Below are 24,548 nucleotides of genomic sequence, written 5' to 3'. Positions count from 1 at the left end.
GAGGCCCGCGTCCGCCCGCAGTACAGCAGCCGCCACTCGGCGTGCGCCGGCAGCGCGCGCAGCATCGGCAGCACCGGGGTGATGCCGCTGCCGCCGGCGACGAAGACGTACGACTGCGCCCCGGCCCGCCTGAACCGCTTCCGCGCGCCGCGCACCTCCCCTCCCCTGCTCTCGGTCAGCTGCTCCTGCCCATCCCGCGCACCGCCCCCGCCGCCCTCGCCGCCTCCGCGCTCGGGGCCGCCCTGGGGTCCCCGCTGGTCGATGTCGCCGACGAGGTCGTACGTGTCCTCGTGCCCGCCGGCCGGGAGCCCGGTCCGGTGCCCGGCTGGACGCTCGGGGTCAGCGCGCCCGCGGCGCCGGACGCGTGGCCGGCCGCCGACGCCCAGGCGGCCCGCGCCCTGGCCCGCGCCCGCGCCACCCGCGCCCCGCTGGTCCGGCACGGCACCCGGAGCGGACTGGCCGAGCTGGTGCCCGAGGCGGAGGCGCGGGCCCACGCCCGCGCCCTGCTCGCGCCGCTCGCCCCGCGGCCCGCACTGCTCGACACCCTGCGCGCCTGGCTCTCGCTGCACGGCAGTTGGGACCGCACCGCGGTGGCCCTGGGTGTGCACCGCAACACCGTGCGGCAACGCATCGCCCGCTGCGCCCTGCTGCTGGACACCGACCTGGACGACGCGGACGTGCGGATGGAGTTGTGGTTCGCGCTGCGGCACCGCTGAGGGCTCGGGCGTGACCCCCGTCCCAGCGGACGGAACCCCCGGGCCGCCCGAGCCGGGCTGCCCCACAATGGGAGGCATGCCGATATCCGGGACACCCAGCCGCGCCCAGCTCGTCGACCACCTGGTGAGGACCCGTATCGCGGGGGACGTCGCCACGCCCCGCGAGAACAATCTCTCCCACTACCGCCTCCTGGCCAACGGCGACCGCAACTTCTGGCTCGGCCTGGAACTGGGCGACCGCTGGGCGGACGAGCAGGACGTGCTCGCGGTGATGGCCGAGCGGGTGGGGGTCAACGACGACCCCGAGTACCGGTACGGCCAGGACACCATCGACCCGGAGCTGACCGTGGACGCCCTGGACCGGCTGGCCGCGCGGCTGCGCAAGGCGGCCGAGGGGCACCAGCGGGTGCTGTTCGCCACCGGGCACCCGGGCGGGCTGCTGGACGTGCACCGGGCCACGGCCGCCGCGCTGCGCGCCGCCGGCTGCGAGATCGTCGTCATCCCGGACGGGCTGGGGACCGACGAGGGGTACGTCATGCAGTTCGCGGACGTGGCCGTCCTGGAGCACGGGGCCACCCTGTGGCACACCCATTCCGGGGAGCCGATGCGGGCCGTTCTCACGGGACTTGAGCGGGCCGGCCGGCCGCTGCCCGACCTGGTGGTCGCCGATCACGGCTGGGCCGGGTACGCCGGTCAGCACGGCCTGGACTCGGTCGGGTACGCGGACTGCAACGACCCGGCGCTCTTCCTCGCCGAGTCGGAGGGCACCCTCCAGGTCGCGGTGCCGCTGGACGACCATGTGACCAGCCCGCGCCACTACGACCCGATGACCGCGTATCTGCTCACCGCGGCCGGTCTGGACCAGTAGGGACGGAGCCCCAACCGGCCCTGTTCACAAGGGTGTCCGGGCAGGGGATGCCCGGACAGCAGGATGTGCGGCCCCGCGAGCGGGACCGCACACCGCATTCCGTCATGAGGGGGGCTCAGCGGCCGCCGCCACCACCGTGACCGCCGCCACCGTGACCGCCGCCGCCATGGCCGCCGCCGCCGTGGCCGCCGCCACCGTGACCGCCGCCACCGTGACCGCCGCCGCCGTGGTCACCACCGCGTCCGCCGTGGTCACCACCGCGTCCGCCGTGGTCGCCGCCGCGTCCACCGTTGTCGTAGCCGCCGCGTCCACCGCGGTCACCGCCGCGGTCGCCGCCGCGTCCACCGTGGTCACCGCCGCGGTCGCCGCCGCGTCCACCGTGGTCACCGCCGCGGTCGCCGCCGCGTCCGCCGTGGTCACCGCCGCGGTCGCCGCCGCGTCCGCCGTGGTCACCGCCGCGTCCGCCGTGATCGCCGCCACCGTTGTCGTCGACCCTGCTGATCGAACTGGTGGTGGGGTGGTCGAACGTCGACGCCGAGGCAGTGCTCGCTGCGCTGAGCGCGGCTCCACCGGCCAGCATGACACCGGCTGCGGACAGGGCGAAGAGACGCCTCGTGCGTTGTGCTCGCATAGGAGATACCTTCCGTTCCATCGTCTCTCACGGCTCCGTTTCGGGAACGCGCGAGGTGGATGGCCGCCGCCGCACACAAAGGAAAAGTGCGGCACGGTCTTCGGATGTCACCGCTGGATCATGTGCGGCACGTCGATACGGCCGACGCCTGCGGTCCGCCCGGACGCTGTCGCGCCGTCAGGTACCGCGGCTGAGATCGAGGTGTCCCCTGACCTCGCCGACCGCGCATGCCGAGCACGTGCGGCCTTTCACTCAAAGAGCCTAGTACCCCATCCGCCACTTGGCACCTCAGGAGACCGACGCCCGGCGAACGTCAGCGCGGGACCCGGACCACGCCCTCCTGGATCACCGTGATGGCGAGGCGGCCGTCCTGGGTGTGGATGCGGGCCTGGCCCAGGCCGCGGCCGCCGTGCGCGGACGGCGACTCCTGGTCGTAGAGCAGCCATTCGTCGGCGCGGAAGGGGCGGTGGAACCACATCGCGTGGTCCAGCGAGGCGCCGACCACGTCGCCGACGGCCCAGCCGCCGCGGCCGTGCGCGAGCAGCACGGAGTCGAGCAGCGTCATGTCGGAGACGTAGGTGGCGAGGACGACGTGCAGCAGGGGGTCGTCGCCCAGTTTGCCGTTGGTGCGGAACCACACCTGGCTGTGCGGCTCGCGCGGCTCGCCGAACTTCCCGAACGGCGGCTCGTCCACGTACCTGAGGTCGACCGCCTCGCGGGCCTCCAGGAAGCGCTCCACCACGTCGGGCGCGAGATGGCCGTAGCCGCGCAGCCGCTCCTGGGAGGTGGGCAGGGTCGCCGGGTCCGGCGCGGACGGCATCGGCGCCTGGTGGTCGAGGCCCTCCTCGTACGTCTGGAAGGACGCGGAGAGATGGAAGATCGGCTTGCCGTGCTGGACGGCGACCACCCGGCGGGTCGTGAACGACCGGCCGTCGCGGATGCGGTCGACGGTGTACACGATGGGCGCGCCGGGGTCGCCGGGGCGCAGGAAGTAGGCGTGCAGGGAGTGGGCGGGCCGGTCCGCGGGGACCGTCCGCCCGGCGGCGACCAGCGCCTGCGCCGCGACCTGCCCGCCGAAGACGCGGGGCACGACGGCGGAGCGCGACCGGCCGCGGAAGATGTCCTCCTCGATCCGCTCCAGGTCGAGCAGATCGAGGAGGTCTTCGAGTGCCTGGCTCATGGTTTCTGGTCCACCGGCCGGTGCGGGGCCGGGCTTACAGGCCCATGTCCTTGGCGATGATCGTCTTCATGATCTCGCTGGTGCCGCCGTAGATGCGGTTGACGCGGTTGTCCGCGTAGAGGCGGGCGATCGGGTACTCGTTCATGTAGCCGTAGCCGCCGTGCAGCTGGAGGCAGCGGTCGATGACCCGGTGCGCCACCTCGGTGCAGAACAGCTTGGCGGAGGCGGCCTCGGCGGGGGTCAGCTCGCCCGCGTCCAGGGCCTCGGTGGCGCGGTCGGCGACGGCCTCGGCGGCGTCCACCTCGGCCTGGCAGGCGGCCAGCTCGAACTTGGTGTTCTGGAAGTGCGCGACCGGCTTGCCGAAGACGGTGCGCTCCTGGACGTACTGCTTGGCGAACCGGACGGCGGCCTTGGCCTGCGCGTAGGCGCCGAAGGCGATGCCCCAGCGCTCGGAGGCCAGGTTGTGGCCGAGGTAGTAGAATCCCTTGTTCTCCTCGCCGAGCAGGTCCTCGACCGGGACCTTGACGTCCACGAAGGCCAGCTCGGCGGTGTCCGAGGTCTTCAGGCCGAGCTTGTCCAGCTTGCGGCCGACGGAGTAGCCCTCGGACTTGGTGTCCACGGCGAACAGCGAGATGCCGTGGCGGCGGTCCTCGGCGGTGGGCGCGGAGGTCCGGGCGCACACGATCACGCGGTCGGCGTGCACGCCGCCGGTGATGAAGGTCTTGGCGCCGTTGAGGACGTAGTGCGTGCCGTCCTCGCTCAGCCTGGCGGTGGACTTCATGCCCGCGAGGTCGGAACCGGTGCCCGGCTCCGTCATCGCGATGGCCCACATCTCCTCGCCGGTGACGAACTTCGGCAGGTAGCGCTTCTTCTGGTCCTCGGTGGCGAGCATCTTGATGTACGGCAGGGCGAGCAGCACGTGCACGCCGGAGCCGCCGAACTGGACGCCCGCGCGGGCGGTCTCCTCGTAGAGGACGGCCTCGAACTTGTGGCTGTCCAGGCCCGCGCCGCCGAACTCCTCGGGGACGTTGATGCCGAAGATGCCCAGCTCTCCGAGCTTGTAGTAGAAGTCGCGCGGCGCCTGGCCGGCCGCGAACCACTCGTCGTACACCGGTACGACCTCGGCCTCGATGAAGGCGCGCAGGGTCTCCCGGAACGCCTCGTGATCCTCGTTGAACACCGTACGGCGCACGCCGCCCACCTCCACGTACCTCGGCATGCCGGAAAAGTGCATGTCTAAGCGCTTGCTCATTGGAGCGTACCGGCGGGTAGGTGGCCCGTCCAGGGGTGGCCGGTCGTAACGCTCGTCACGCCGGGGAGGAATTCCGCTTCCCGGGGAGGAGTGCCGCTTCCCTTTGGAGGAACGCCGCCCCGCGAGGGGGGAAGGGACGCTACGCGGCGCCGGCGGCGGCGAACGCCCCGCGGGCCATCCGGTGCAGCAGCGCCGCCGTGGCGCCGCGGCCCGGGAGGGTGCCGGCGCGACCCAGGTGGGGGGTGGAGTTGAGCAGGCCGAAGACCGAGTGGACGGCCGAGCGGGCGGTGGGCTCGGTCAGCGCCGGATAGACCTCGCGGACCACCTCCACCCACAGCTCGACGTACTGCCGCTGGAGCTGGCGCACCAGCTTGCGGTCGCTGTCGCGCAGCCGGTCCAGCTCGCGGTCGTGCAGGGTGATCAGCGGCCGGTCGTCCAGCGCGAAGTCGATGTGGCCCTCGATCAGGGAGTCCAGGACCGCCGGGGCGCCCAGGTCGCCGTCGGCCTCCGCGAGCCGCCGCCGGGCGCCGGTCAGCAGCTGGCCGCTGATGCCCACCAGCAGCTCGGCGAGCATCGCGTCCTTGCCCGGGAAGTGGCGGTAGAGACCGGGGCCACTGATGCCGACCGCCGCTCCTATCTCGTCCACGCCGACGCCGTGGAAGCCCCGCTCGGCGAACAGCCGGGCGGCCTCCTTCAGGATCTGCTCGCGGCGGGTCGGGGCGTCGGTTCTGGGAGCCATGAAGACAATTCTAGACAGCGAGGTTAGCGGTCGTTAACCTGAAGGAAATGGTTAACGCTCATTAACCGGTTCGAGCACCGGGTGAGGGGACCGCAGGATGCAGGAGGCACCGGAGCTCCGGAGCGCGGCAGACCCCGCGTCGGAGGCCTGGCGGGCCAATGAAGAGGCCCATCTCGCACTCGTCGAGGAGTTGCGCGGCAAGCTGGCCGCGGCGGCGCTCGGCGGCGGTGGTCGGGCGCGGGCCCGGCACACCGCGCGCGGCAAGCTGCTGCCCAGGGACAGGGTCGACACACTGCTCGACCCGGGCTCGCCCTTCCTGGAGCTGGCCCCGCTGGCGGCCGAGGGGATGTACGACGGCCAGGCGCCGGCCGCCGGGGTGATCGCCGGGATCGGCCGGGTCAGCGGACGCGAGTGCGTGATCGTCGCCAACGACGCCACCGTCAAGGGCGGCACGTACTACCCGATGACGGTGAAGAAGCACCTGCGCGCCCAGGAGGTGGCCCTCGACAACCGGCTGCCCTGCGTCTACCTGGTCGACTCCGGCGGCGCCTTCCTGCCGATGCAGGACGAGGTGTTCCCGGACCGCGAGCACTTCGGGCGGATCTTCTACAACCAGGCCCGGATGTCCGGCGCGGGCATCCCGCAGATCGCGGCCGTGCTCGGCTCCTGCACCGCGGGCGGCGCGTACGTCCCGGCGATGAGCGACGAGGCGGTCATCGTCCGCAACCAGGGCACCATCTTCCTGGGCGGCCCCCCGCTGGTGAAGGCGGCCACCGGCGAGGTGGTCACGGCCGAGGAGCTGGGCGGCGGCGAGGTCCACTCCCGGGTCTCCGGCGTCACCGACCACCTCGCGGAGGACGACGCGCACGCCCTGCGGATCGTCCGCACCATCGTCTCCACCCTCCCGGCCCGGCGCTCGCTGCCCTGGGAGGTCGCGCCGGCCGTCGAGCCGAAGGTGGACCCGGCCGGGCTGTACGGCGCGGTCCCGGTCGACTCCCGCACCCCCTACGACGTCCGCGAGATCATCGCGCGCGTGGTCGACGGCTCCCGGTTCGCCGAGTTCAAGAGCGAGTACGGCCAGACGCTGGTCACCGGCTTCGCCCGCATCCACGGCCACCCGGTGGGCATCGTCGCCAACAACGGCATCCTCTTCTCCGAGTCCGCCCAGAAGGGCGCCCACTTCATCGAGCTGTGCGACCAGCGCGGCATCCCGCTGGTGTTCCTCCAGAACATCTCCGGCTTCATGGTCGGCAAGGACTACGAGGCGGGCGGCATCGCCAAGCACGGCGCCAAGATGGTGACGGCGGTGGCCTGCACCCGCGTGCCCAAGCTGACCGTCGTCGTCGGCGGCTCCTACGGCGCGGGCAACTACTCGATGTGCGGCCGGGCCTACTCCCCCCGCTTCCTGTGGATGTGGCCCAACGCCAAGATCTCCGTCATGGGCGGCGAGCAGGCCGCCAGCGTCCTCGCCACGGTCAAGCGCGACCAGCTGGAGGCCCGCGGCGAGTCCTGGTCCGCGGAGGACGAGGAGACCTTCAAGGCGCCGATCCGCGCCCAGTACGAGACGCAGGGCAGCGCGTACTACGCCACCGCCCGCCTGTGGGACGACGGCGTGATCGACCCGATGGAGACCCGCCAGGTGCTCGGGCTCGCCCTGACGGCCTGCGCCAACGCGCCGCTGGGAGATCCCCAGTTCGGCGTCTTCCGGATGTGAGGAGGGGAACCGTGTTCGACACAGTGCTGGTCGCCAACCGGGGCGAGATCGCGGTACGGGTCATCCGTACGCTCCGCTCGCTGGGCGTGCGCTCGGTGGCGGTCTTCTCCGACGCCGACGCCGACGCGCGGCACGTCCGGGAGGCCGACACGGCGGTACGGATCGGCCCGGCGCCCGCGGCCGAGAGCTATCTGTCGGTGGAGCGGCTGCTGGAGGCCGCCGCCCGCACCGGCGCGCAGGCCGTCCACCCCGGCTACGGCTTCCTCGCCGAGAACGCCGCCTTCGCGCGGGCCTGCGAGGAGGCGGGCCTGGTCTTCATCGGCCCGTCGGCAGACGCCATCGCGCTCATGGGCGACAAGATCCGCGCCAAGGAGACGGTGCAGGCGGCCGGGGTGCCGGTGGTCCCCGGCGGGCGCGACCCCGAACTGGCCGACGCCGCCCGCCAGTTGGGCGCCCCCGTGTTGCTGAAGCCGTCGGCGGGCGGCGGCGGCAAGGGCATGCGCCTGGTGCGGGACCTGTCGGTGCTGGACGAGGAGATCGCCGCCGCCCGGCGCGAGGCCCGCGCCTCCTTCGGCGACGACACCCTGCTGGTGGAGCGGTGGATCGACCGGCCCCGGCACATCGAGATCCAGGTGCTGGCCGACGGCCACGGCCAGGTGGTCCACCTCGGCGAGCGCGAGTGCTCGCTCCAGCGACGGCACCAGAAGATCATCGAGGAGGCGCCGAGCGTCCTCCTCGACGAGGCCACGCGGGCGGCGATGGGCGAGGCCGCCGTGCAGGCGGCGCGCTCGTGCGGGTACCGGGGCGCGGGCACGGTGGAGTTCATCGTGCCGGGCAACGACCCGTCGTCGTACTACTTCATGGAGATGAACACCCGGCTCCAGGTGGAGCACCCCGTCACCGAACTGGTGACCGGCCTCGACCTGGTCGAGTGGCAGCTGCGGGTGGCGGCCGGCGAGCCGCTGGGCTTCGCCCAGGAGGACGTCCGGCTGACCGGGCACGCGGTGGAGGCCCGCATCTGCGCCGAGGACCCCGCCCGCGGCTTCCTCCCCTCCGGCGGCACGGTCCTGCTGCTGAACGAGCCGCAGGGCGACGGCGTGCGCACCGACTCCGGCCTCAGCGAGGGCACGGAGGTGGGCAGCCTGTACGACCCGATGCTCTCCAAGGTGATCGCGTACGGCCCCGACCGCGAGACGGCGCTGCGCAGGCTCCGGGCGGCGCTCGCGGAGACGGTCACGCTGGGCGTGCCGACCAACGCGGGCTTCCTGCGCCGGCTGCTGGGCCTGCCGGCCGTGGTGGCGGGCGAGCTGGACACCGGCCTGGTGGAGCGGGTCGTGGACGAACTGGTCACCACCCGGGTGCCGGAGGAGGTCTACGAGGCGGCGGCGGCCGTACGCCTCGACGCGCTCAAGCCGCGCGGCGCGGGCTGGACCGACCCCTTCTCCGTGCCCGACGGCTGGCGCCTGGGCGGCACCCCGAAGCCCCCCGCCTTCCCCCTGCGGGTGCAGGAGCCGGTGACGTACACCCCGCGCGGCACCGCCGAGGTCACCGACACCGCGGTGACCGTCACCCTCGACGGCGTCCGGCACGGCTTCCACCGCGCCGGCGACTGGCTGGGCCGGGACGGCGACGCCTGGCAGGTGCGCGACCACGACCCGGTGGCCGACTCCCTGTCCCAGGCCGCGCACGCGGGCGCCGACTCGCTGACCGCCCCGATGCCCGGCACGGTGACGGTCGTCAAGGTCGCCGTGGGCGACGAGGTGACCGCCGGTCAGAGCCTGCTGGTGGTGGAGGCGATGAAGATGGAGCACGTCATCTCCGCCCCGCACGCGGGCACGGTCGCCGAGCTGGACGTGACGCCGGGCACCACGGTCGCCATGGACCAGGTGCTGGCCGTCATCGCACCGACGGAGGAGGCGGAGTGAGCACCGAGCAACTGCCCATGGTCGTACCGGCCCCGGACCTGCCCGCCCGGGTGCGGATCCACGAGGTCGGGGCGCGCGACGGGCTCCAGAACGAGAAGATCGCCGTACCGACCGAGGTGAAGGCGGAGTTCATCCGCCGGCTGGCCGACGCGGGTCTGACGACCGTGGAGGCGACGAGCTTCGTGCACCCAAAGTGGGTGCCCCAGCTCGCCGACGCGGAGGAGCTGTTCCCGCGGGTGCGGGACCTGTCCGGGGTCGCGCTGCCCGTCCTCGTCCCCAACCGGCGCGGCCTGGAGCGGGCGCTGGCCCTGGGCGCCGACCGGATCGCGGTCTTCGCCAGTGCCACCGAGTCCTTCGCCAAGGCCAACCTCAACCGCACGGTGGACGAGTCCCTCTCGGTGTTCGAGCCGGTGGTGCGCGAGGCCAAGGACGCGGGCGCGCACGTGCGCGGCTACGTCTCCATGTGCTTCGGCGACCCCTGGGAGGGCGCGGTGCCGCTGCACCAGGTGGCCCGCGTCTGCACCGCACTGCGGGACATGGGCTGCGACGAGCTGAGCCTCGGCGACACCATCGGCGTGGCCACCCCCGGCCATGTGCAGGAACTCCTCAATCTGCTCAACGAGGAGGGCGTACCGACCGACGAGATCGGCGTGCACTTCCACGACACCTACGGGCAGGCCCTCGCCAACACCTACGCGGCGCTGGAGCACGGCGTGACCACCGTCGACGCGTCGGCCGGCGGGCTCGGCGGCTGCCCGTACGCCAAGTCCGCGACCGGCAACCTCGCCACCGAGGACCTGGTCTGGATGCTGCACGGGCTCGGTATCGAGACCGGCGTCGACCTCGCCCGGCTGACCGCCACCAGCGTGTGGATGGCCGCCCACCTCGACCGGCCCAGCCCCTCCCGTACCGTCCGCGCTCTCTCCCACAAGGAACAGTGATCAGCATGGACCACCGCCTCAGCCCCGAGCTGGAGGAACTCCGCCGTACGGTCGAGGAGTTCGCGCACGACGTCGTGGCACCGAAGATCGGCGACTTCTACGAGCGGCACGAGTTCCCGTACGAGATCGTCCGCGAGATGGGCCGCATGGGCCTGTTCGGGCTGCCGTTCCCGGAGGAGTACGGCGGCATGGGCGGCGACTACCTGGCGCTCGGCATCGCCCTGGAGGAGCTGGCCCGGGTGGACTCCTCGGTGGCCATCACCCTGGAGGCCGGGGTCTCGCTCGGCGCCATGCCGATCCACCTCTTCGGCACCGAGGAGCAGAAGCGCGAGTGGCTGCCCCGGCTGTGCTCGGGCGAGATGCTCGGCGCCTTCGGCCTAACCGAGCCGGACGGCGGCAGCGACGCGGGCGGGACCCGTACCACGGCCCGGCTGGACCCGGACACCGACGAATGGGTCATCAACGGTTCCAAGTGCTTCATCACCAACTCGGGCACGGACATCACCGGGCTGGTGACGGTCACCGCGGTCACCGGCCGCAAGCCGGACGGCAAGCCGCTCATCTCCTCGATCATCGTCCCGTCCGGCACCCCGGGCTTCACAGTGGCCGCGCCCTACTCCAAGGTCGGCTGGAACGCCTCGGACACCCGCGAACTCTCCTTCGTGGACGTCCGGGTGCCCGCCGCCAACCTGGTCGGCCAGGAGGGCCGCGGCTACGCCCAGTTCCTGCGCATCCTGGACGAGGGCCGCATCGCCATCGCCGCCCTCGCCACGGGCCTCGCCCAGGGCTGTGTGGACGAGTCGGTGAAGTACGCCAAGGAGCGGCACGCGTTCGGCCGGCCCATCAGCGCCAACCAGGCCATCCAGTTCAAGATCGCCGACATGGAGATGAAGGCCCACACGGCCCGCCTCGCCTGGCGCGACGCCGCCTCCCGCCTGGTCTGCGGCGAGCCCTTCAAGAAGGAGGCGGCCCTGGCCAAGCTCTACTCCTCCACCATCGCCGTCGACAACGCCCGCGACGCCACCCAGATCCACGGCGGCTACGGCTTCATGAACGAGTACCCGGTCGCCCGGATGTGGCGCGACTCCAAGATCCTGGAGATCGGCGAGGGCACGAGCGAGGTCCAGCGGATGCTGATCGCACGGGAGTTGGGGCTGGTGAGCTGACGGGCGCCGGCGCCCGAGCGGAACGGGCCGCGCGGCCCGGGTGAGCGACCTGACCGCCACCCGGGCCGCGCGGCCTTTCCCGTGTCACCTCATGTCAGCGCGACGGCCACAGCAACGCCTGCGCGACGATGACGCGTTCGCCGTCGAAGGTGACGGCGGGCCCCTCGTGCGGTTCGTAGCCGAGGGCGAGGGCCTCGCTCACCCGGCGGCAGAAGGCGGCGTCGTCCGGACCGGTCAGGACGCGGTAGACGGGCAGGCCGTCGGGGGGTGCGCTCATGGACCACAGGATGCCAGGCGGGACCGCTCCCGCCTCCAGCGGCCACGGGAGGCCGTCCGGCACACCGCCCCCTGGACAGCAAGGAAGGTTAGGCTAACCTACCTTTGCACTTGTCCGGCGGGCGCTGCGCCCCGTTCGAAAGCGGTCATACCCATGTCCCATGCCCGTGCCATCCACCCCACTCGCCGCGGCCTGCTCGCCGCGGGCGGCGCCATAGGACTCGGCGCCGCCCTCGCGGCCTGCGGGGACGACAAGGGCAAAGGCAGCGGCGGGCCGGCGGCCACCGGGAAGTCCGGCCCCTGGTCCTTCAAGGACGACCGCGGCACGACCGTGAAGCTGGACCGGGTCCCGGCGAACATCGTCGCCTTCACCGGCGTCGGCGCCGCGCTCCACGACTACGGCGTCCGGGTCAAGGGCGTCTTCGGTCCCACGACGACCAAGGACGGCAAGCCGGATGTGCAGGCCGGCGACATGGACGTCAGCAAGGTGACCGTCCTCGGCAACGCCTGGGGGCAGTTCAACATCGAGAAGTACGCCGCCCTCGCCCCGGACGTGCTGATCACCACCATGTTCGACGACGCCGGCACCCTCTGGTACGTCCCGGAGGAGTCCGCGAAGAAGATCGGCGCGCTCGCCCCGAGCGTCGGCATCTCCGTCTACGACCATCAGCTCACCGGCCCCCTCCAGCGGATGTGGGACCTCGCGGCGTCGCTCGGCGCCGACATGAAGGCGCCGAAGGTCACCGACGCGAAGAAGCGGTTCGAGCAGGCCGCGGCCCGGTTGCGCGCCGCCGCCAAGGCCAGGCCCGAGATCAAGGTGATGGCCGCGAGCGCGAGCGACCAGCTCTTCTACGTCTCCGGCACCAACCTCTCCATCGACCTGGAGTACTTCAAGGCGCTCGGGGTGAACTTCGTGGAGCCGCCGGAGAGCGCGAAGAAGCAGGGCGGCGGCTGGTACGAGTCGCTGAGCTGGGAGAACGTCGACAAGTACCAGGCCGACATCATCATGATGGACGACCGGACCTCGGCCATCCAGCCCGCGGACATCACCAAGCCGACCTGGAAGAAGCTGCCCGCGGTGAAGGCGGGTCAGGTGATCCCCCGCTCCCCCGAGCCGATCCTGTCGTACGACAAGTGCGTGCCCCTGCTGACCAGCCTGGCCGAGGCGCTGGAGAAGGCGAAGAAGGCCGGCTGAACCGGCACCCCGCCCAACCCCGCCCTGACACCACCCCTTCAGGAGCCCGTTCATGACCACAGCCGTCGCCTCCCCCTTCCGGCTCTTCCCCCTCCAGGTCGCGCGGACGCGGCGGCTCGGGCCGACACTCGTCCGGGTCACCTTCACCGACGCCGCACTGCACGCCTTCCACTCCGACGGGCGCGACCAGTCGCTCTCCCTGTTCCTGCCCCGCCCGGGGCAGACCGAGCCCGTCGTACCGCTCGACCTGGACGACGACTGGGCCCGGCGGTGGCGGGAGTTGCCGCAGGACGTGCGGGCCGTGATGCGCTCGTACACCCTGCGGGCCCTGCGCCGGGACCCGGACGAGGTCGACATCGACTTCGCGCTGCACGGCACGGAGCCGGGGGCCCCGGCGCCCGCGGGTCCCGCTTCCCGGTGGGCCGCGGGTGCCGCGCCCGGCGACCGGGTGCTGCTGCTCGGCCCGGTGGTCGCCGACAACCGGTCGATCCGGTTCCGGCCGCCCGAGGACACCGACCTGGTGGTGATGTGGGGCGACGAGACCGCCGTGCCGGCCGCGACCGCGATCCTCGAATCCCTCCCCGCCGGCACCCCCGTCCGCGCCTGGCTCCAGGTGCCGCACGCCGGCGACGTCCAGGACGTGCGCACGGACGCCGACGCGCAGATCACCTGGCTGGTGCGCACGGCGGGCTCCCCCGACCCGCTCACCGCACTCCGGGAGGCCCCCCTGACCGAAGCCACCCGTCCCTACGTGTGGCTCGCCGGCGAGTCCGGACAGGTGAAGGCACTGCGCCGCCACTTCGTCGGGGAACGCGGCGTGGACCGGCGCCGGGTGACCTTCGTCGGCTACTGGCGCCGGGGCCTGACGGAGGAACAGCTGCGGGAGGCGGGCGAGTAGTCCGCACCTGTTCCCTGGGCGGTCCGGTACCGGCCCGCCGGGAAACCGTCGGGGGCCCAGTCAGCGCTGATCCTCGCCGAGGGCCGCGCGCAGCCAGTCGAGGGAGCCGGTCGCCAGCACGGCGTCCGCGAGCGCCTGTCCGGACGTGGTCGTGATCCGGCCGCGCGAGTTGTCGATCCAGCGCTGTGCGTTCGCGTAGCCCTGGTCTCGGTACTCGATCCCCTGGATCATGCATTCCAGTTTGTCGGCGTCCCGGGCGCAGACGGCTTCCGGGGTGTCCCGGGCCTCGTACGCGCCGATGATCTCCTTCACCGCGTCGGCGACGGCCGCAGGCATGCCGGCGACCTGGTCCCCGGCGATGGTCCGCGGGTCGGCTTCCCCGTCGGTGTACTTCTTGCCGAGATGGTTGACGTCACCGGTCCGAGTCTCGCCGGTGTCGTGCCAGACCGCGAGGAGCGCGGCGCGGGCCGGGTCGGCGCCTTCCATCCGCGCGATGATCGAGGCGATCAGCGAGGTCCGCCAGGAGTGTTCGGCCACGGTCTCGGGCCGGCGTACGCCTGCCATCCACCACCCGGTGCGCGCCGTGTGCTTGAGCGTCCCGGCTTCGAACAGGAACTTTGCCACCGGAGAAAGGTCGTCGGACACCTCTGGTCTCCTCTCACGCCTCGGCGAGGCGGATTGCGTAGCGAATGCTCTCCAGCTCCCGCCTGCCACGTGACGAGAGTTCCCGGCCATCCAACATCACCGGTAGACGTGCGCGCAGGGCGCGGGCCGCGGCGCCCGACCGCAGCAGGTCCGGGCGCACCTGGAGCAGCGACCACACGGAGTGGATGTTGAGATCCACGTAACCGTGCTCGGGGGCGATGCCCTCGACGAGGTGGGTGAGGAGTCGGCCCCCGTTCCACGGGCCGAGGGAGTCGCCCGCGATGAAGTCGTCCGACAACTGGGGAACGTTCGTCTCGCCGATCCAGTAGGCCCAATAGGCGAGGTTCGCCGCCTCGCCGGCCTCGTCGTCCTGGAGCGCGGTGTCGATGAAGTAGGCCATCCGGTCACGGTCTCCCCGGCGCGCCGCCACGGCGGCGACGCTGCGCTCGTTCAGCCACCCCGTCAACCAGTCGTCAGGGCGTTCGGTGCGCTGCTGGTGCGCGAGCCAGTCCGAGGCGTCGGGCTGCTGGTCGTACCCCGACAGGTAGAGGGCTTGGCGCCGTAAGAGGAACTGCCCGGGTCCGCGCGCCTGTTCGGCGGTGCGGCGCATCTGCGCAAAGAACGTGCGCCGCTCGCTCGCGGTCAGTTCGGGGCCGGGCGGTGCCGGGCCTCGCCGCGGCCGGACGGGTGCCGGCAGCGCGCGGACCGTACGCGGCGGTACGCCGTTGAGCGGCCAGACCAGCACCTCGGCCAGCTCACGGCGCATGACCATCACACCGAGCGAGTTCTCCTCGATGGGGGCCTCCTCATCGAGGGCGGAGGCGAGGAGGACGTCCGCCTCCACGGCACGTGCGAGGGCGTGCAGCAGCGCGGGCGAGGCGCCCATCCGCATCAGCCGGTGCCGAAGGCCGAGCAGCTGGCCCACGGGCACGGCCGTCAGGGGGCGCCGACCGGTCTCCCACCCGGCGATCGTGTCCGTGGCCACCTTCAGGTGATCGGCGGCCTCTTCCTGAGTACGGCCCTGCTGCTCGCGGATCACTCGAAGGACGTAGCCGCTGAGCAGCCCGCAACGAGGCCGCTGAGCCGTACTCGTACCAGCCGTCAGGGTTTGCCGAGCGGTAGGCCGCATGGGAGGTCCAATCCGGGCGGCCCTGGACACCCCACCCGTACTCGCGGTCACTTCAGGGACGCCCCCTGACTTCCTACGGTCGTGGGTGTCCCTGAACCGAGCCTATGGGGAGGCCGCGACCGCATGGGCTCTGTTCTTCACACTCACCACTTGTTGGTTGACCTGGTTGGGGAGAAGAGGACCGATGGACACCTTCGTGCGAGGCGATCGGATCACCCCTTGGGGAGTCGGCCGCATGCGGCCGTTTCCCGCCACGGCGGTTCTGCCGGCCGCGAGCATGGTTCTGAACGCCGAGACCCAGACGGCTGACTGGTCGGCACCGGACGATGTGCCGGTGCTGGCGATGGACCGGCACAGGCGGTCCGAGACGTCGAAGGAGACAAGTACGCAGACCAGTCTGGACGGGACTCCGGACCAGGGCAGCGACCAGGCCGGAGACAGCGACTGATGGCCGCGGGCGGGCCGCCGGTCCTCGTCGTCACCCGCTTGGACGACGCCACGGCCGACGAGGTGATCACCGAGCTGAATCGGCGCCGCGTGCCGGTGATGCGCCTGGACCCAGGGGACTTCCCCGACACGGTGACCTTCGGCGCGGCCTTCCACAGCTGCGGGGTCTGCGGGGTCGTGGCCACGCAGACCCGGACCGTCGACCTGGACGGCGTGCGCTCGGTGTATTGGCGGCGGCCCACCCCTTACACCGCGGATCTCGCGATGGACGAGCAGACCACCCGGTGGGCCGTGGAAGAGGCCCGCTACGGGCTCGGCGGAACTCTTGCGGCGCTCCCCGGCGCGCATTACGTGAACCATCCCTGGCGGAACCGGGACGCCGAGTACAAACCGGCACAGTTGGCCATGGCTGCCCGCTGCGGGCTCGCCGTGCCGCCGACCCTGATCACGAACGATGCCGACCAGGCTCGCGCCTTCGCGGACGACCACGGCCCCGTGCTGTACAAGCCGTTGCGCGAGACGGAGTTCACCGGCGCTGACGGCCGTGCGCTGACCGTGTGGATCGAGGACGTCCTGACCGACCAGCTCGACGACCGGGTACGACACACGGCGCACCTGTTCCAGCAGCGTGTGCCCAAGGTCGCCGACGTCCGTCTGACCGCCGTCGGCGAGCAGTTGACCGCCGTCAGGATCGACGGGTCCCCCGGTGTCGACTGGCGGCGCCACTACGACCGGCTCACCTACGACCTGATCGACGTCCCGCCCGAGGTGGCGCGCGGGGTACATGCCTATCTGAGCGCGTTCGGCCTGGTCTTCGGCGCGTTCGACTTCGGCCTGGACCGGGAAGGCCGATGGCATTGGTTCGAGTGCAACCCCAACGGGCAATGGGCCTGGTTCCCGGACCGCATCACCTCCCTGCTCACCTCCGCCATCGCCGATCAGCTCCAGGATGGAGGCAAGGCATGACCGCCGATCCGGCCCGGCTTCGCCGCGCACTCGCCTCGTCGTTGTCCGTCGAGGACCCCGCCTGGCGGGACGCAGTGGCGGCCGTCCCCCGGGAACAGTTCCTGGACGACGTCGTGTTCCGCCCGTCCCAGACCGGGTGGCAGCCGGTCTCCCGTCGGACAGTGGGTGACGACGCATGGCTCCGCCTTGTGTACGAGGACACCACCTGGGTCACGCAGGTGGACGGCATCGGCGCGGCGCAGGCCCAGGGCCCGCTGCCCGGCAAGCCGACCTCGTCCGGCACACTGCCGTCGCTGGTCGTCCGCCTGCCCGATCTGGCAGGCCTCCGCGAGGGCGACACGGTCCTGGAGATCGGCACCGGAACCGGTTACTCCACGGCCGTTCTCTGCCACCGGCTCGGCGAGAAGAACGTGTACTCGGTCGAGTACGACCCCCGGATCGCCGCCACTGCGGCCGAACACCTTCGTGCCGTCGGCTGCGCTCCGACGCTCGTCACCGGCGACGGGCTCGCCGGCCACCGGGACGCCGCCGACTATGACGCGATCGTGGCCACCTGCGCGGTCCGGCACATTCCACCGTCCTGGCTGTATCAGGTCCGGCCGGGAGGAAGCATCACCACCACGATCAGCGGATGGATGCTGGGTTCCGGGCTGGTCCGGCTCACCGTCGCCGAGGACGGCACGGCATCGGGCCGCTTCGCAGGCGACGAGATCGGTTTCATGCTCGCCCGCCCGCACGAGCGACCGCCCCGGCCCACCTTCCACCAGCAGCCGGGGCAGACTCGACCGGCACGCCTGGACCCCTGTCTCCTGAACGAGTGGTCCGGGCGCTTCGTCGCCCAACTCGCCGCGCCCTCCGCCGAACTCATGACCATCGGCGACGGCGTGTCCCTCGTGGACGTCGCCACCGGCTCGCAGGCATGGACGGAGCCCGACGGGCACGGGTGGCTCGTGCACCAGCACGGCCCCCTCCGTCTGTGGGACGCCGTCGAGGAAGCCCTCACGACCTGGCAGGAAGCCGGGGCGCCCGCGATGCCCGCCTTCGGCATGACCGTGGAAGGCGACGGCTCGCAACGCGTCTGGCTCGGCGACACCACCGGACCCTGCTGGAACCTGCCCGTGTGAGCCCTCAGGACCGGCCGCCCGACTTCCGGGCACGGGCGGGCACCGCTGAACTCCGGTCGGTGCTCGCCCACTCCGGTGTCCGGTGAGCAAGGCATCCGCCGTCCTCGTTCATGGCCGTCGCCCGCGCAGACGTATGCCCTGATCCAGGAAAGTTAGGTTAGGCTAACCTCAGTCGAATCCACCGCACCGGAGGACACCCCCATGCGCTCCCACCTGCTCAACGGCCTCACCGCGGAGCACTACCGCCGCTCCGTGTCCGAAGGAGTCGAGCGGGTGGCGGAGAAACTCGTCGCCGTCGAGCGGCCGTTCACCGGCGTCGCCGTGGACGAACTCGCCCCCCGGATCGACGCCGTCGACCTCGACCGGCCGCTCGGCGACACCGCCGCCGTCCTGGACGAGCTGGAGGAGGTCTACCTGAAGGACGCGGTCTACTTCCACCACCCCCGCTACCTCGCCCACCTCAACTGCCCGGTCGTCATCCCGGCGGTGCTCGGCGAGGCGGTGCTCTCCGCGGTCAACTCCTCGCTGGACACCTGGGACCAGTCGGCCGGCGGCACCCTCATCGAGCGCAAGCTGATCGACTGGACGGCCGGGCGGATCGGGCTCGGGCCGGCCGCGGACGGCGTCTTCACGTCCGGCGGCTCCCAGTCCAACCTCCAGGCGCTGCTGCTGGCGCGGGAGGAGGCCAAGAGCCACGACCCGGCGAGACTGCGCGTCCTCGCCTCGGAGATCGGCCACTTCAGCGTGCAGAAGTCGGCGAAACTGCTGGGGCTCGGCGAGGACGCGGTCGTCACCGTGCCCGTCGACCGCGACAAGCGGATGCGGACCGTCGCCCTCGCCCGCGAGCTGGAGCGCTGCCGCGGTGAGGGCCTGGTGCCCATGGCGGTCGTCGCCACCGCCGGCACCACCGACTTCGGCTCCATCGACCCGCTGCCCGAGATCGCCGGGCTGTGCGAGCGGTACGGGGTGTGGCTGCACGTGGACGCGGCCTACGGCTGCGGGCTGCTCGCCTCCCGGAAGTACCGGCACCGCATCGACGGCATCGAGCGCGCCGACTCGGTCACCGTCGACTACCACAAGTCCTTCTTCCAGCCGGTGAGTTCGTCCGCCGTGCTGGTACGCGACGGCGCCACGCTGCGGCACGCCACCTACCACGCCGACTACCTCAACCCGCGCCGCATGGTGCGCGAGCGCATCCCCAACCAGGTCGACAAGTCCCTCCAGACGACCCGCCGGTTCGACGCCCTCAAGCTGTGGCTGACCCTGCGCACCATGGGTGCCGACGGTATCGGCGAACTCTTCGACGAGGTCTGCGACCTGGCCGTTTCGGGGTGGCGGCTGCTGGCCGCCGATCCCCGGTTCCACGTGGTGGTCGAGCCGTCCCTGTCCACCCTGGTCTTCCGCTTCGTCCCGGCCGCCGTCACCGACCCGGCCGAGATCGACCGCGCCAACCTCCACGCCCGCAAAGCCCTGTTCGACTCCGGCGAGGCCGTGGTCGCGGGCACCAAGGTCGGCGGCCGCCACTACCTGAAGTTCACCCTCCTCAACCCCGAGACGACCCCGGCCGACATCGCCGCCGTCCTCGAACTGATCGCCGGCCACGCCGAGCAGTACCTGGGAGAATCCCTTGACCGCGCTTCCTGAAGCCAGCCGCATCCACGACCTCGTGGGGATCGGTCTCGGCCCCTTCAACCTCGGTCTCGCCTGCCTCACCGAGCCGATCGACGCGCTGGACGCCGTCTTCCTGGAGTCCAAGCCCGGCTTCGAGTGGCACGCCGGGATGTTCCTGGACGGCGCCCACCTCCAGACCCCGTTCATGTCGGACCTGGTCACCCTGGCCGACCCGACCTCGCCGTACTCCTTCCTCAACTACCTGAAGGAGAAGGGCAGGCTCTACTCCTTCTACATCCGCGAGAACTTCTATCCGCTGCGGGTGGAGTACGACGACTACTGCCGCTGGGCCGCGGGCAAGCTGGGCAGCGTCCGGTTCGGCACGACGGTCACCGAGGTGTCGTACGACGAGGAGGGCGAGCTGTACCTCGTCCGCACCGAGGCCGGGGAGACGTTCCGCGCCCGCCACCTGGTCCTCGGCACGGGCACCGTGCCGTACCTCCCGGAGGCCTGCCGGGACCTCGGCGGGGACCTGCTGCACACCTCCGCGTACATGCACCGCAAGGCGGAGCTGCGCGAGAAGAGGTCCATCACGGTCGTCGGCAGCGGACAGAGCGCGGCGGAGATCTACCACGAGCTGCTGTCCGAGATCGACGTCCACGGCTACCAGCTCAACTGGGTCACCCGCTCCCCGCGGTTCTTCCCGCTGGAGTACACCAAGCTGACGCTGGAGATGACCTCCCCGGACTACATCGACTACTTCCGCGCGCTGCCCGAGGAGACCCGCTACCGGCTGGAGAAGCAGCAGAAGGGCCTGTTCAAGGGCATCAACTCGGAGCTGATCGACGCGATCTTCGACCTGCTGTACCAGAAGGACGTGACGAGCGGGGACCGGCCGCTGCCGACCCGGCTGCTCACCAACTCCTCGCTGGTGAGCGCCCGTTACGACGACGGGAGCTACACCCTCGGCTTCCGCCAGGACGAGCAGGGCAAGGACTTCGAGATCCGCAGCGAGGGCCTGGTGCTGGCCACCGGCTACCACTACGAGCCGCCGGCCTTCCTCGCCCCGCTCCGCGACCGTCTGCGCTTCGACGGCCACGGCCGCTTCGACGTCGCCCGCAACTACAGCATCGACGTCACCGGACGCGGCGTCTTCCTCCAGAACGCCGGCGTCCACACCCACAGCATCACCAGCCCCGACCTGGGCATGGGCCCGTACCGCAACGCGACCATCATCCGCGAACTGCTCGGCGGCGAGCACTACCCGGTCGAGAAGTCCATCGCCTTCCAGGAGTTCGCCGTATGACCGACATCCCCTTCGGCTTCCGTCCCGTCGATCCGCGGGCGGACGCCGGGTTGCTGCATTCCTGGATCACCCACCCCAAGGCCGCCTTCTGGATGATGCAAGACGCACGGCCGGCGGACATCGAGCGCGTGTACACGGAGATAGCCGCCGACGAGCACCAGGAGGCCCTCCTCGGGCTGCGCGGCGGGCGGCCCGCCTTCCTCATGGAGAAGTACGACCCGGCGCACCGGGAACTGGCCGGCCTCTACGAGGCGCGGCCCGGTGACGTCGGGATGCACTTCCTGACCCCGCCGACCGACACGCCCGAGCACGGCTTCACCCGCGCCGTCATCACCGCCGTCATGACCCGGCTGTTCGAGGACCCGGCGGTGCGGCGCGTCGTCGTCGAGCCGGATGTGCGCAACACGGCGGTGCACGCGCTCAACGCGGCCGTCGGGTTCGTGGCCGAGCGGGAGATCCGCAAGCCGGAGAAGCGGGCCCTGCTGAGCTTCTGCACCCGCGAGCGGTTCGCCCGGGCGGTGGCCCGATGACCCGCCCGATGCCCCCCGCCGACGCCGTGGCCCACCTGTCCCCCGAGCGCTGGGCCACCGCCAACCGGCTGCTGATCCGCAAGGCGCTCGCCGAGTTCGCGCACGAGCGCCTGATCACGCCCGAGGAGGACGGCGGCGGGTACGTCGTCCGCACCGACGACGGGCTCACCGCGTACCGGTTCACCGCCGTGCGCCGTGCCCTGGACCACTGGCAGGTCGACGCCGGCTCGATCACCCGCCACCGCGACGGCCGCGAACTCCCGCTGGCCGCACTGGACTTCTTCATCGAGCTGAAGGGGTCCCTGGGGCTGAGCGACGAGATACTGCCGGTCTACCTGGAGGAGATCTCCTCCACCCTGGCCGGCACCTGCTACAAGCTCACCAAGCCCCGCGTCACCTCGGCCGAGCTGGCCGCGAGCGGCTTCCAGGCGATCGAGACGGGGATGACCGAGGGCCACCCCTGCTTCGTCGCCAACAACGGGCGGCTCGGGTTCGGCGCCGACGAGTACCTGTCGTACGCCCCGGAGACCGCGCACCCCGTCCGCCTGGTGTGGCTGGCCGCGCACCGCTCGCGGGCCGCGTTCACGGCGGGGGCCGGGATCGAGTACGAGGGCTTCGTCCGGGGCGAGCTGGGCGCGGCGACCGTCGAGCGGTTCCACCGGACGCTGACCGGACAGGGCCTGGACCCCGCCGACTACCTCTTCCTGCCGGTCCACCCCTGGCAGTGGTGGAACAAGCTGTCGGTCACCTTCGCGGCGGAGGTCGCCCGGCGCCACCTCGTCTGCCTCGGCGAGGGCGACGACGAGTACCTGGCCCAGCAGTCCATCCGGACCTTCTTCAACACCACCGACCCGCACAAGCACTATGTGAAGACGGCCCTGTCCGTGCTCAACATGGGCTTCATGCGCGGGCTCTCGGCCGCCTACATGGAGGCCACCCCGGCCATCAACGACTGGCTCGCCCGGCTGATCGAGGACGACCCGGTGCTGAAGGGCACCGGCCTGACGATCATCCGGGAGCGGGCCGCCGTCGGCTACCGGCACCTGGAGTACGAGCGGGCCACCGGCCGCCACTCCCCCTACCGCAAGATGCTGGCCGCGCTGTGGCGGGAGAGCCCGGTGCCCTCCCTCCAGGAGGGCGAGTCGCTCGCCACCATGGCCTCCCTGCTGCACGTGGACCACGAGGGCGCGTCCTTCGCGGGCGCCCTGATCGAGCGGTCCGGGCTGGCCCCGGCCGAGTGGCTGCGGGCGTACCTGCGGGCGTACTACGTCCCGCTGCTGCACAGCTTCTACGCCTACGGCCTGGCGTTCATGCCGCACGGCGAGAACACCGTCCTGGTGCTGAGGGACGGGGTCGTGCGGCGGGCCGTGTACAAGGACATCGCCGAGGAGATCGTGGTGATGGACCCGGACACGCCGCTGCCGCCGGAGGTGGCACGGGTGCGGGCGGACGTCCCGGAGGACCAGAAGCTGCTGTCGGTCTTCACCGACGTCTTCGACTGCTTCTTCCGCTTCCTCGCGGCGAGCCTCGCCGCCGAGGGCGTCCTCACCGAGGACGGGTTCTGGCGGACGGTCGCGGAGGTCTCCCGCGAGTACCAGGAGGCGAACCCCCGGCTCGCCGACCGGTTCCGGCGGTACGACCTCTTCGCCCCCGAGTTCGCGCTGTCCTGCCTCAACCGGCTCCAGCTGCGCGACAACCGGCAGATGGTGGACCTCGCCGACCCGTCGGGAGCGCTCCAGCTGGTGGGCACCCTGAGGAACCCCCTCGCCGGGTTCTGAAGGCCCCTGGGACGGGCGGGCGCCCCGGAGTACGGTCCTGCGGGGCGCCCGTTCGGGTCTCCGGCTCAGCTCGTGGGCCAGGGCACCTGCGGCGACCTGTAGTAGCGGATGCCGAGGGCGTCCCAGCGCGGGGCCTGCGCGGCCAGGCGCACCTTGTAGGTGCCCCAGTCGTGGGTGGCCGCCGGCGACCAGCCCAGTTCGGCCGCGCCCGGCAGCCGCGGGAAGGCCATGTACTCGATGTCGGCGGACGTCTTCAGGGTCTCCGACCACAGGGGCGCCTCCACGCCCCTGACCGCGGACGCCGGCGCGCCCGGCAGATAGGCGCCCGGGTCCCAGTCGTACGACCTGCGCACCTCGACCAGGCCCGCCCAGGTGAGGCCGAGCTTGGTGTCCTTGGTGTACTTCATGTCGAGGTAGACCCGGTCGGCCGGGGACAGGATCAGCCCCGTGCCGTTGCGGGCGGCCTGCGCCACCTGGTCCTTCTCGGCCGCGCCGGTGCGGTCCAGGCCCCAGTACTGGGCGAGGGCGCCCTTGGCGGGGTGGGCGCCGGTGAGCTGGTGCCAGCCGATGACCGTCTTGCCGTACTTGGCGACGATCGGCTGCACCCGGTCCATGAACGTCACGTAGTCGGCGTGGCTGGTGGAGTGCGCCTCGTCGCCGCCGATGTGCAGATAGCGGCCCGGGGTGAGCGCGGCCAGCTCCCGCACCACGTCGTCGGCGAAGGCGTAGGTGACGTCCTTGGAGGCGCACAGCGAGCTGAAGCCGACGCTGGTGCCGGTGTAGCGCGGGGGTGCCACGCCGTCGCAGTTGAGCTTGGCGTAGGAGGCGAGGGCCGCGTTGGTGTGGCCGGGCATGTCGATCTCCGGGACGACCTCCACATAGCGGGAGGCGGCGTAGGAGACGATCTGCCGGTACTGCGCCTTGGTGTAGTAGCCGCCCTTGCCGCCGCCGACCTCGGTGGCGCCGCCGTAGCTCGACAGGCGCGGCCAGGAGTCGACGGCGATGCGCCAGCCCTGGTCGTCGCTGAGGTGCAGATGCAGCTCGTCGACCTTGTACAGGGCGAGTTCGTCGATGTACCGCTTCACCTGGTCGACGCCGAAGAAGTGCCGGGCGACGTCCAGCATGGCGCCGCGGTAGGCGTAGCGGGGCCGGTCCTCGATGGTTCCGCCGGCGATCCGCCAGTCCTGCCGGCTCACCGTCTTCTTCTCCACGGCGGCCGGCAGGAGCTGACGCAGCGTCTGCACACCGTGGAAGAGACCGGCCGGGGTGTCCGCGGTGAGCGTGACGCCGTCGGGGCCGCTGTGCAGCCGGTACCCCTCGGCGCCCAGGCCGCTCTTCGCCAGGTGGAGGCGGATGCCGCCGCCGTGGTCGGTGAGCGGCAGCGGATAGCCGGTGGAGGGCCGCAGGACCCCGGTGAGATAGGCGCCGACGCGCCGGACCTCGGCCGAGTCGTCGACCTGGACGGCGGTGACCCGGGTGATGCGGTACGGCGCTCCGCCCGGGGTGACGGA

Annotated in this window: 22 protein-coding genes and 1 pseudogene; 15 read left to right on the top strand and 8 right to left on the bottom strand. The window is 71.8% G+C overall.

Going from position 1 to position 24,548, the window contains the following annotated elements:
* Positions 1–203: 203 nt before the first annotated feature.
* Together FRZ03_RS19200 and FRZ03_RS19195 are read left to right on the top strand one after the other, a co-directional pair.
* A pseudogene (locus FRZ03_RS19200) lies at positions 204–716 on the top strand (helix-turn-helix domain-containing protein); the annotation flags it as partial.
* A 76-nt stretch (positions 717–792) separates the two neighbouring features.
* Positions 793–1,584, top strand: a complete 792-nt coding sequence (locus tag FRZ03_RS19195) for a phosphatase (protein WP_146466431.1) — start codon at positions 793–795, stop codon at positions 1,582–1,584.
* Between the two features lie 102 nt (positions 1,585–1,686).
* Here FRZ03_RS19195 and FRZ03_RS39200 read toward each other — a convergent pair whose 3' ends face one another.
* The 4 genes from FRZ03_RS39200 to FRZ03_RS19180 all read right to left on the bottom strand — a co-directional run bounded on the left by FRZ03_RS39200 (position 1,687) and on the right by FRZ03_RS19180 (position 5,386).
* On the bottom strand, positions 1,687–2,064 hold the full coding sequence (locus tag FRZ03_RS39200; protein WP_186785498.1) for a hypothetical protein: 378 nt from the start codon (positions 2,062–2,064) through the stop codon (positions 1,687–1,689).
* A gap of 464 nt (positions 2,065–2,528) precedes the next feature.
* Positions 2,529–3,395, bottom strand: a complete 867-nt coding sequence (locus FRZ03_RS19190; RefSeq protein ID WP_146466397.1) for an acyl-CoA thioesterase — start codon at positions 3,393–3,395, stop codon at positions 2,529–2,531.
* 34 nt (positions 3,396–3,429) lie between these two features.
* Complete coding sequence (locus FRZ03_RS19185; protein WP_146466430.1) at positions 3,430–4,587, bottom strand: acyl-CoA dehydrogenase family protein; 1,158 nt, start codon at positions 4,585–4,587, stop codon at positions 3,430–3,432.
* 199 nt (positions 4,588–4,786) lie between these two features.
* A complete protein-coding gene (locus FRZ03_RS19180) occupies positions 4,787–5,386 on the bottom strand; it encodes an SACE_7040 family transcriptional regulator (RefSeq protein ID WP_070027405.1) in 600 nt (199 codons plus the stop codon).
* Positions 5,387–5,483: 97 nt separating this feature from the next.
* Here FRZ03_RS19180 and FRZ03_RS19175 point away from each other — a divergent pair, with 97 nt between their 5' ends.
* The 4 genes from FRZ03_RS19175 to FRZ03_RS19160 are packed head-to-tail and all read left to right on the top strand — an operon-like array spanning position 5,484 to position 11,132.
* Positions 5,484–7,100 carry a carboxyl transferase domain-containing protein gene (locus FRZ03_RS19175; RefSeq protein ID WP_146466396.1) on the top strand — a complete coding sequence of 539 codons (1,617 nt, stop codon included), beginning with the start codon at positions 5,484–5,486 and terminating at the stop codon, positions 7,098–7,100.
* 11 nt (positions 7,101–7,111) lie between these two features.
* Complete coding sequence (locus tag FRZ03_RS19170) at positions 7,112–9,025, top strand: acetyl/propionyl/methylcrotonyl-CoA carboxylase subunit alpha (protein ID WP_146466395.1); 1,914 nt, start codon at positions 7,112–7,114, stop codon at positions 9,023–9,025.
* Between the two features lie 17 nt (positions 9,026–9,042).
* On the top strand, positions 9,043–9,966 hold the full coding sequence (locus FRZ03_RS19165; RefSeq protein ID WP_398660687.1) for a hydroxymethylglutaryl-CoA lyase: 924 nt from the start codon (positions 9,043–9,045) through the stop codon (positions 9,964–9,966).
* A gap of 5 nt (positions 9,967–9,971) precedes the next feature.
* A complete protein-coding gene (locus FRZ03_RS19160; protein WP_146466393.1) occupies positions 9,972–11,132 on the top strand; it encodes an acyl-CoA dehydrogenase family protein in 1,161 nt (386 codons plus the stop codon).
* Positions 11,133–11,226: 94 nt separating this feature from the next.
* On the opposite strand, the gene FRZ03_RS19155 is transcribed toward FRZ03_RS19160, so the two are convergent.
* On the bottom strand, positions 11,227–11,409 hold the full coding sequence (locus tag FRZ03_RS19155) for a DUF1737 domain-containing protein (protein ID WP_146466392.1): 183 nt from the start codon (positions 11,407–11,409) through the stop codon (positions 11,227–11,229).
* A gap of 153 nt (positions 11,410–11,562) precedes the next feature.
* Here FRZ03_RS19155 and FRZ03_RS19150 point away from each other — a divergent pair, with 153 nt between their 5' ends.
* Entirely contained in the window at positions 11,563–12,603 is a 1,041-nt protein-coding gene (locus tag FRZ03_RS19150) for an ABC transporter substrate-binding protein (RefSeq protein WP_146466391.1), read from the top strand.
* Positions 12,604–12,655: 52 nt separating this feature from the next.
* On the top strand, positions 12,656–13,501 hold the full coding sequence (locus FRZ03_RS19145) for a siderophore-interacting protein (RefSeq protein WP_146466390.1): 846 nt from the start codon (positions 12,656–12,658) through the stop codon (positions 13,499–13,501).
* Positions 13,502–13,561: 60 nt separating this feature from the next.
* Here FRZ03_RS19145 and FRZ03_RS19140 read toward each other — a convergent pair whose 3' ends face one another.
* On the bottom strand, positions 13,562–14,146 hold the full coding sequence (locus FRZ03_RS19140) for an HD domain-containing protein (RefSeq protein ID WP_146466389.1): 585 nt from the start codon (positions 14,144–14,146) through the stop codon (positions 13,562–13,564).
* Positions 14,147–14,159: 13 nt separating this feature from the next.
* Positions 14,160–15,275 carry a helix-turn-helix transcriptional regulator gene (locus FRZ03_RS19135; RefSeq protein ID WP_186785497.1) on the bottom strand — a complete coding sequence of 372 codons (1,116 nt, stop codon included), beginning with the start codon at positions 15,273–15,275 and terminating at the stop codon, positions 14,160–14,162.
* Between the two features lie 184 nt (positions 15,276–15,459).
* On the opposite strand from FRZ03_RS19135, the gene tgmA reads away from it, so the two are divergent.
* The 7 genes from tgmA to FRZ03_RS19100 all read left to right on the top strand — a co-directional run bounded on the left by tgmA (position 15,460) and on the right by FRZ03_RS19100 (position 23,037).
* Positions 15,460–15,723 (top strand): putative ATP-grasp-modified RiPP, encoded by a 264-nt coding sequence (gene tgmA / locus FRZ03_RS19130; RefSeq protein WP_146466388.1) that lies wholly within the window; start codon positions 15,460–15,462, stop codon positions 15,721–15,723.
* Positions 15,723–16,688, top strand: coding sequence for an ATP-grasp ribosomal peptide maturase (tgmB, locus tag FRZ03_RS19125; RefSeq protein WP_146466387.1), 966 nt, complete (start codon positions 15,723–15,725; stop codon positions 16,686–16,688). Before tgmA ends, tgmB begins: the two co-directional genes overlap by 1 nt.
* Entirely contained in the window at positions 16,685–17,812 is a 1,128-nt protein-coding gene (tgmC, locus tag FRZ03_RS19120) for an ATP-grasp peptide maturase system methyltransferase (protein ID WP_146466386.1), read from the top strand. Before tgmB ends, tgmC begins: the two co-directional genes overlap by 4 nt.
* A 201-nt stretch (positions 17,813–18,013) precedes the next feature.
* Positions 18,014–19,456, top strand: coding sequence for a pyridoxal phosphate-dependent decarboxylase family protein (locus FRZ03_RS19115; protein WP_146466385.1), 1,443 nt, complete (start codon positions 18,014–18,016; stop codon positions 19,454–19,456).
* Positions 19,440–20,729 carry a lysine N(6)-hydroxylase/L-ornithine N(5)-oxygenase family protein gene (locus FRZ03_RS19110; RefSeq protein WP_146466384.1) on the top strand — a complete coding sequence of 430 codons (1,290 nt, stop codon included), beginning with the start codon at positions 19,440–19,442 and terminating at the stop codon, positions 20,727–20,729. Before FRZ03_RS19115 ends, FRZ03_RS19110 begins: the two co-directional genes overlap by 17 nt.
* Complete coding sequence (locus tag FRZ03_RS19105; RefSeq protein WP_146466383.1) at positions 20,726–21,259, top strand: GNAT family N-acetyltransferase; 534 nt, start codon at positions 20,726–20,728, stop codon at positions 21,257–21,259. Before FRZ03_RS19110 ends, FRZ03_RS19105 begins: the two co-directional genes overlap by 4 nt.
* An 8-nt stretch (positions 21,260–21,267) precedes the next feature.
* Positions 21,268–23,037, top strand: a complete 1,770-nt coding sequence (locus FRZ03_RS19100; RefSeq protein ID WP_146466382.1) for an IucA/IucC family protein — start codon at positions 21,268–21,270, stop codon at positions 23,035–23,037.
* A gap of 65 nt (positions 23,038–23,102) precedes the next feature.
* Here the strand turns inward: FRZ03_RS19100 and FRZ03_RS19095 are convergent.
* A partial coding sequence (locus FRZ03_RS19095; RefSeq protein WP_146466381.1) for a beta-N-acetylhexosaminidase occupies positions 23,103–24,548 on the bottom strand: 1,446 nt, incomplete at its 5' end.

Origin of the sequence: Streptomyces misionensis (genome assembly GCF_007896895.1) — a bacterium.
GTDB classification, from domain to species: Bacteria; Actinomycetota; Actinomycetes; order Streptomycetales; family Streptomycetaceae; genus Streptomyces; species Streptomyces misionensis_A.
Note: the sequence above shows the minus strand (reverse complement) of the source record. Positions and strands in the feature narration are given on the sequence as shown.

Excerpts from the sequence above, each read along its gene's own strand:
- FRZ03_RS19100 (WP_146466382.1), top strand. The coding sequence starts at position 21,268 with ATGCCCCCCGCCGACGCCGTGGCCCACCTGTCCCCCGAGCGCTGGGCC.
- FRZ03_RS19190 (WP_146466397.1), bottom strand. The coding sequence starts at position 3,395 with ATGAGCCAGGCACTCGAAGACCTCCTCGATCTGCTCGACCTGGAGCGG.
- tgmB (WP_146466387.1), top strand. The coding sequence starts at position 15,723 with ATGGCCGCGGGCGGGCCGCCGGTCCTCGTCGTCACCCGCTTGGACGAC.
- FRZ03_RS19195 (WP_146466431.1), top strand. The coding sequence starts at position 793 with ATGCCGATATCCGGGACACCCAGCCGCGCCCAGCTCGTCGACCACCTG.
- FRZ03_RS19165 (WP_398660687.1), top strand. The coding sequence starts at position 9,043 with ATGGTCGTACCGGCCCCGGACCTGCCCGCCCGGGTGCGGATCCACGAG.
- FRZ03_RS19150 (WP_146466391.1), top strand. The coding sequence starts at position 11,563 with ATGTCCCATGCCCGTGCCATCCACCCCACTCGCCGCGGCCTGCTCGCC.
- FRZ03_RS19135 (WP_186785497.1), bottom strand. The coding sequence starts at position 15,275 with ATGCGGCCTACCGCTCGGCAAACCCTGACGGCTGGTACGAGTACGGCT.
- FRZ03_RS19145 (WP_146466390.1), top strand. The coding sequence starts at position 12,656 with ATGACCACAGCCGTCGCCTCCCCCTTCCGGCTCTTCCCCCTCCAGGTC.
- tgmC (WP_146466386.1), top strand. The coding sequence starts at position 16,685 with ATGACCGCCGATCCGGCCCGGCTTCGCCGCGCACTCGCCTCGTCGTTG.
- tgmA (WP_146466388.1), top strand. The coding sequence starts at position 15,460 with ATGGACACCTTCGTGCGAGGCGATCGGATCACCCCTTGGGGAGTCGGC.
- FRZ03_RS19155 (WP_146466392.1), bottom strand. The coding sequence starts at position 11,409 with ATGAGCGCACCCCCCGACGGCCTGCCCGTCTACCGCGTCCTGACCGGT.
- FRZ03_RS19175 (WP_146466396.1), top strand. The coding sequence starts at position 5,484 with ATGCAGGAGGCACCGGAGCTCCGGAGCGCGGCAGACCCCGCGTCGGAG.
- FRZ03_RS19115 (WP_146466385.1), top strand. The coding sequence starts at position 18,014 with ATGCGCTCCCACCTGCTCAACGGCCTCACCGCGGAGCACTACCGCCGC.
- FRZ03_RS19105 (WP_146466383.1), top strand. The coding sequence starts at position 20,726 with ATGACCGACATCCCCTTCGGCTTCCGTCCCGTCGATCCGCGGGCGGAC.
- FRZ03_RS19160 (WP_146466393.1), top strand. The coding sequence starts at position 9,972 with ATGGACCACCGCCTCAGCCCCGAGCTGGAGGAACTCCGCCGTACGGTC.
- FRZ03_RS19180 (WP_070027405.1), bottom strand. The coding sequence starts at position 5,386 with ATGGCTCCCAGAACCGACGCCCCGACCCGCCGCGAGCAGATCCTGAAG.